7 protein-coding genes are annotated in these 6362 nt (G+C 59.0%); 4 read left to right on the top strand and 3 right to left on the bottom strand.

Annotated features, from left to right (window positions below):
• A partial coding sequence (locus ACVWXZ_RS14100) for an ABC transporter substrate-binding protein (protein WP_457482658.1) occupies positions 1-593 on the bottom strand: 593 nt, incomplete at its 3' end.
• Between the two features lie 571 nt (positions 594-1164).
• Here ACVWXZ_RS14100 and upp point away from each other — a divergent pair.
• From upp to ACVWXZ_RS14085, 3 genes are all read left to right on the top strand, one after another.
• Complete coding sequence (gene upp, locus ACVWXZ_RS14095; protein ID WP_011433955.1) at positions 1165-1854, top strand: uracil phosphoribosyltransferase; 690 nt, start codon at positions 1165-1167, stop codon at positions 1852-1854.
• 275 nt (positions 1855-2129) lie between these two features.
• Entirely contained in the window at positions 2130-3014 is an 885-nt protein-coding gene (locus ACVWXZ_RS14090; RefSeq protein WP_414383968.1) for an HAD family hydrolase, read from the top strand.
• Entirely contained in the window at positions 3001-3708 is a 708-nt protein-coding gene (locus ACVWXZ_RS14085; RefSeq protein ID WP_414383967.1) for a tetratricopeptide repeat protein, read from the top strand. Before ACVWXZ_RS14090 ends, ACVWXZ_RS14085 begins: the two co-directional genes overlap by 14 nt.
• Positions 3709-3783: 75 nt before the next feature.
• On the opposite strand, the gene ACVWXZ_RS14080 is transcribed toward ACVWXZ_RS14085, so the two are convergent.
• Positions 3784-3936: a hypothetical protein gene (locus tag ACVWXZ_RS14080; RefSeq protein WP_414328994.1), complete on the bottom strand. Its 153-nt coding sequence runs from the start codon at positions 3934-3936 to the stop codon at positions 3784-3786.
• Between the two features lie 63 nt (positions 3937-3999).
• Positions 4000-5202 carry an LptF/LptG family permease gene (locus ACVWXZ_RS14075; protein ID WP_457442082.1) on the bottom strand — a complete coding sequence of 401 codons (1203 nt, stop codon included), beginning with the start codon at positions 5200-5202 and terminating at the stop codon, positions 4000-4002.
• 173 nt (positions 5203-5375) lie between these two features.
• Here ACVWXZ_RS14075 and ACVWXZ_RS14070 point away from each other — a divergent pair, with 173 nt between their 5' ends.
• Entirely contained in the window at positions 5376-6293 is a 918-nt protein-coding gene (locus tag ACVWXZ_RS14070; protein WP_457404351.1) for a pyruvate kinase, read from the top strand.
• Positions 6294-6362: the final 69 nt, after the last annotated feature.

Below are 6362 nucleotides of genomic sequence, written 5' to 3'. Positions count from 1 at the left end.
TCCGCCAAAAAGGGGCCGGGGTTGAAGTTGTAGGGACGAACCTGATCGTCGGTGAAGCCAAAGCGGGCCTTTAGGTAGGGCCAGTAGGTGGCAAGCCCCCCTTTCGAGACGAAAATGGGCCGGCCCTTGAGCTCTTCAAAGCGCTGGGTGCCGGGGTGGGTCATGATGATCTGCGGGTCTTTCTGGAAAATGGCTGCCACACACACCAAAGGGATCCCTTCTCGCACAGCATTGATCACCCCTGTGCTTCCTCCCATGGCAAATTCGGCAGCTCCACCGGCCAAAACTTGGGTGATGTTGATGCCGGGGCCACCCATCTTGATGGTTACATCCAGGCCATGCTCGCGGTAGATGCCGGTCGCCACCGCCTGATAGAAGCCGCCGTGTTCCGCCTGAGCATACCAGTTGGTAGCGTAGGAAACGCGATCCAGGCCGGATCCCTGAGCCACGATCAGGGTGGGAGAGGGTTTGCGCTGAGCTTGGGCGCCCCCTGCCGCCAGTAGACCGCCCCCAAGGGCTGCGGCCCCCACTTTGAGAAGCTGACGGCGGCTCAGAGCCTTGGTGTTCGAGTCAGAGGGTTGAGACGAAGCCATAATCCATTCTCCCTAAGCTAATCCTTGCAAGGTGTGAGGGGGCCAAAGATGCAGGTACAGCCTATTGAGGGGCTACGGATACGGTTGTAAACCTACTTGTTCTAAACCTCATCGGAGTCAAGCCTCAGAAACACGATGTTTTGTATCCCTTAAGTTTTGTATCCCTTAATTTGTGAACAGGCTGTAACTTGCGACACCCCATTAAGCCAGAAACCCTTGGACAGAGCGGTATCTCCGGCTACCGGTACTTGCAGACGAGATCCGCCGGCATTGGGTTCCATCGGCGGGAGGCCAAGCTGCCCTGGGGCCAGCACCTCAGTTCGCAAATGGCAAGAGGAACAAAACCCGAAACCAGCCTTGCCCTGGTCTATCCCAAACCTGTAGCCACCGAACATGACCGGCGCTCGAAGTAGCCTGCAGATCTCATTCTGCCGCAATCTTGCTGGGTCAAAGAGCCCCACCCCTTGAGCATTTGCCGGAGCTGTTGGCAATTTATCCCCGGTCGGGATGGAGTTGCGGCCAATTGGAGAGCTTGCTTTCTAGAGCTTGCTTTCTGCTAAGGCAACCCGCTATGCTACCGCCCAGATTGAGGCATTCTCCCGTGGCAAGTCAGCAGCTTCGTGTCTATGTCCCCCCTCACCCGCTCATTAAGCACTGGCTAACCGTGGCTCGGGATGCGGAGACGCCCATGCCCCTGTTTCGCACGGCCATGTCGGAGCTGGGCCGCTGGCTAACCTATGAGGCGATGCGGGAGTGGATCCCCACCCAGACCGTTCAGGTGCAAACCCCTTTGGAACCCGTTGCCGCAGAGGTCATCGCGCCGGATACCCTGCTGGGCATTGTGCCTGTATTGCGGGCTGGCTTGGCGATGCTGGAAGGCTGTCAGGCCCTTTTGCCCCAGGCGCGGATCTTTCACATTGGCATGGTGCGGGATGAGGAAACGCTGCAGGCCAGTTGCTACCTCAATCGCCTTCCAGAGCGGATCCCTGAACAGATGCGCATTCTCATTCCCGAGCCGATGTTGGCCACCGGGGGCACGCTGCTGTGGGTTTTGGATGAGCTAAAAAAACGGGGGGCGGATCCCAGCTTGGTTAGAATTGTCAGCGCATTGGCAGCGCCCCCAGGGTTACAGCGGTTGGGATCCCACTACCCGATGGTGCAAATTTTCTGCGCCATGATTGACGAGCGGCTGAACGATCGAGGGTTCATTTTGCCCGGGCTGGGGGATGCAGGGGATCGTGCCTTTGGCACAGAGAACTAGCCACTGACCCACTCAATCTGTCTGTCTTCTCTGCTGCTGGTTTTTGAGCCAAGATCTTCGGCGACACACGCATTCTGTAGTGCTCAATCGAGCTTTTACCACTTCTGGCGCACGGATTGCCCATTCACCCAGATGCTGTGAGGGAGAGCATTTGAGGCTAACCCCCCTCAGATTGGTCAAGCTATTGGATCATGGGTAATGTTGGCCGCTTCAGGGATCCCGGTCGCGCTACTTGCAATTCTGACGGGGCCAGCACCTTTTCCCTTCCTGCACCTATGCGACTTGTCCTTACCAGTTTAGATGGCAGCTTGCTGGATCTGGAGTCCAACAGCTATGGTGCTGCCCGACAAGCCTTGGCTGCCCTAGAGCGCCGCTCCATTCCCTTGGTGCTCTACAGCCTGCGCACCCGCGCTCAACTGGAACATGTGCGGCGGCAGTTGCGCCTGGAGCATCCGTTCATCTGTGAGGATGGCTCTGCCGTTTACGTTCCCGAGCATTACTTCCCGGCGGGCATCCTAGACGAGCAGTGGCAACACCGACCGCCCTACTACGTGTATGCTTTGGGTCTGCCCTATTCTCGCCTGCGCAGCATCCTGCAACAGGTGCGTCAAGAGTCCCACTTGGATTTGATCGGGTTTGGGGATTGGACTGCCTCTGAACTGGCCGCTGCCACTGGGATCCCTTTGGAAGAGGCAGAGCGGGCGCAGCAGCGAGAGTACAGTGAGATTTTCAGCTATTCCGGGGATCCCGAAACCCTGCGGGAAGCTTTTGCCCAGCAAGAAGCCAACCTCACCCAACATCTGCTGCGGGTGCGTCAGCTTCACTTCTCTAGCCTGCCGCAATGGTATCTGACCGGATGGATGCAGCCAACGATGGCCGCAGAACCCAATTGGTTACCGGGGGAACAGGCGGTGCAGCGGCTGCTGGATTGCTACCAACGGCATCTGGGCCCTATCAAAGCTTTGGGCATTGGGTGTTCCCCGCCAGATGTGGCCTTTTTGCGATGGTCGGAACAAAAAGTGGTGCTTCCCAGCCCCATTGCGGATAGTCTCTGGAGTGAGGCCCTGCCTCAATGGCAATTGGCTCAGCTCCCGGGCCCAGAGGGGTGGAATGAAGTGGTGTTGATGTGGTTGGAGGAAACAGATCATGGTGATGAATAGGCAGCAGATTGGTCGTCAGGCTGTACCCTTAGGCCTGAAAACGGTGGGGTGCCTGCTGAGCTTGGCGGTGGCCATGCCTGCCCACGCGCAACCGCCCATGACCCTACTGACAGGGGAGCCGACGGTCGCCCAACTGAAGGAAGACGGAGCTCGCTATCTGCAGATGGGCTTTCATACCTTGGCCATCAACGCCTACCGGAGCGCAATTGAACTGGAAGAAAAAACCTTGGTGCTGCCCAGCGAACGGGATCCCGACGTGCCTTTCAACCTCGGCTTGATCTATGCCCGTCAAGGCAAGCTGGCGGAGGCCCGCGCCGCCTTTCAGCGCTCGGTGGAGGTGGATCCCAGTGGCTTTAAGGCTCGCTATCAACTGGCCTTGGTGGATCTCAAGCTGGGGAACCTGGTCGCTGCCAAAGAGCAGCTCACCCTCTTGGCCCATGCCGCCAGCAACCATCCCGAAACCCACAGCCATATTCAAGCTCTGCTGGCCACTCTGGAGTCTGTTCCCTTGCCCGGCCAACAAGGGGAGAACCCGGCTCGCCCTCCAGCCGTTGAGTCAGAAGCCGCCAAGCTTTTGCTCGAACCTCAGAAAACAGAAACAGCCGCCCTGCCAACTGCGACTGAAAAGAAAGGGCCAGAGGAAGAGAAACCCCTCTCGCTTCTGCAGCGGCTCCGCCAACAGGAGCGGGACTAGTTCTCTCTCGGCCCAGACTGACAACCCATGAAGGCATGTAGCTGGATGCCAGGGATCCCGTCACCGGGCCTTGGGCTAGGCTCGCCCCTTTTGGGGATCCGACTGAGAATCCTCGGGCTGGGGCCCTTTGGTGGTGAACACCGTGGTGAACATCATCAGCATGCCTCCCCCCAAGATCAGCAGGGCTAATCCGCCAAACATCCAATTCATCCAAGCTTGAACTTCCATGGGGGGCTCTCCAGAATACACAGGCAACCCTGATCCTACATCTGGAGAAACGGTGCCCAGCAGCTACTGATTGGCTCGGTAAAGCAACCCCAGCCCTACGGCGGCACAGATCAAGTTGGGCAACCAAGCCGCCATTGCTGGCCCCAGCGTCCCAATTTGTCCCAGCGCCTGGGTGATGAACAGCAGCACATAGAAGGCAAAGATAATCAGCACACTGATGCCCAACCCCAAAGAGGAACCGGTGCGCTGCGGGCGCAGCCCCAAAGGCACCCCAATCAGGGTAAACGCCAGACACGCGAAAGGAATGGCATACTTTTGGTTGAGGCTGACCTGCAGACGGCGCACCCGTTGCAGATCTCCAGAACTGGCGATCACCTCGATGTAATGCTTCAGCTCCCGAATGTTCATTTCCTCAGGGCTGCGAATCTCCTGAGCCAGCTCCAGCGGCGCGCGAGGCAGACGCAACTCCTGCCGGCTGAAGGTGGCAATGTTGCTGTAGGTGCCATCCGGAGAAACGATGTAGTTGGTGCCATCCTCAAACACCCAAAGATTCTCTTGGGGATCCCAGCGCCCCCGCTGGGCCAGCAGAATTTGGTTGAGCGCCTCGTTGGAAAAATCCAGGACGATAATGCCGCGCATTTGCTTCCCATCGAAGCTGCGGGCGTAGAACTGACGGGTTAGCCCTTGTCGCCGGGAAAAGGTGCCGTCCGGCTCAGGCATGAGGATCTCGCCAAATTCTTGGTAGAGGATATTCTCCCGCCGGAAGTCCGGATCCCGATTTAAAGCTCGGTTCAAAGTCGTGGCCGCTTGGCGATTGCTCACCGGCACCACCAGCTCATTGAACAGAAACGTTAACGTCGTCACCAGCAAGCTGAGGACGAGGGCAGGCACCATGAGGCGGTAAAGGCTCACCCCGCAGCCGCGCAGGGCTGTGATTTCGCTATCGGCAGACAAGCGCCCATAAGCCAGCAACGTGGCCAGCAACATGGACATCGGGAACGTCAGGACGATGATCCCCGGCGCCCGCAGCACGAACACCTGCAAGGCTGCTGAAATCGATAACCCTGCCTCCACCACCAGGCGCACCAGCTCGAACAGGGATCCCACCGCCATCACCAAGGTTGTGAAAGCTCCCACCCCAAAGAGAAACGGCAGCAGCATCTCCGAGAGGACATAGCGATCCATCAGGCCCACCGCGCAAACGAGGGAGAGCCTGTGGTCAGGCCGCTCGCGGGAACGGGCAGGAGGGAGAGAATGAAGTTTCACGCAACCCAAGGAAGTAGTAGGCAGGACAGCCGAAGGCTGTTAACGACTCTAGACCGGAACACTGGGCAATGAAAGGCTATCGCCTTCCTTTCTCAACCTAACCCGCCTATGATCGACCCCAAGTAAGCTCAGGCATAGAATTGGGCCGGGTTTGTCTTGGGAAGACTTTCGACATGGTTTCCTCCTCTTCCCCCTCCTGCAATCTTAGGAGTTTGCTGGAGCGGCTCCTGGAGCTGCGGCAGCAGGTTGTAGAGGGATCCCAGAAATACTTGGCCGCTTGGGGCTGCCTTACGAGCCCTCCTGCGGCCATCCACAACCTGGCGCGCTACCTGGCGCTGCGCCAACAGGATCTGCGCAGCTTGCAACTGGAGCTGGCGGCTGCGGGGCTGTCCTCGCTGGGGCGCTGTGAGTCGCGGGTTCTGGAGGGCCTGGATGCGGTGATTGCTATTTTGGCAGCCACCCAGGGTTTGACCCATACGGCACCCAGCTATGAAGAGTTTTACGCCGGGGATACGGCACTAGAGCAGCACGCCGAGGCGCTGTTTGGCCCCCCTTCTCCCCATCGCCGCGCGCGCATCATGGTGACCCTGCCCAGCGAAGCCGCCGAGCAGCCGGAGCTGTTGCTGCAGTTGTTGGAGCGGGGCATGAACGTGGCCCGCATCAACTGCGCCCACGACGAGCCCTCGGTGTGGGAGAAAATGGTGGCCCACTTGCGCCAGGCCGAAGCCCAGACCCAACGGCGTTGCAAGATTTTGCTGGACCTGGCTGGCCCCAAGATCCGCACCGGCCCAGTGGCCATGCCCCCCGGCAAAACCAAGGTGTACCGCGGGGATCGCATCCTGCTCACCGCGAAGGTTCCTGAGGCCAGCGCCGATATCTCCTGCCAGGTGACCTGCAGCCTGCCGGAGGTTTTGGCGCACCTGCAGGTAGGGGCAAGTGTTTGGATCGACGACGGCAAAATCGGCGCCCGCGTGGTAAGGATCGAGCCGGCAGGCGTGGTGCTGGAGGTGGACAAAGTTGCCCCTCAGGGCAAGAAGTTGCGAGCAGAAAAAGGCCTCAATTTTCGTAAACTACCCGGCTCCGACCGCTAAGCGGTACGGAGCGGGCTTTCAGTAGCCCTGAGCCTGCTCTGCTCTACCAGAGAACAAAACAAGCCCGGA

This window comes from Thermostichus sp. MS-CIW-38 (genome assembly GCF_054058415.1).
The sequence above is the reverse complement of the archived record's forward strand: the minus strand, read 5'-3'. Positions and strand labels throughout refer to the sequence as shown.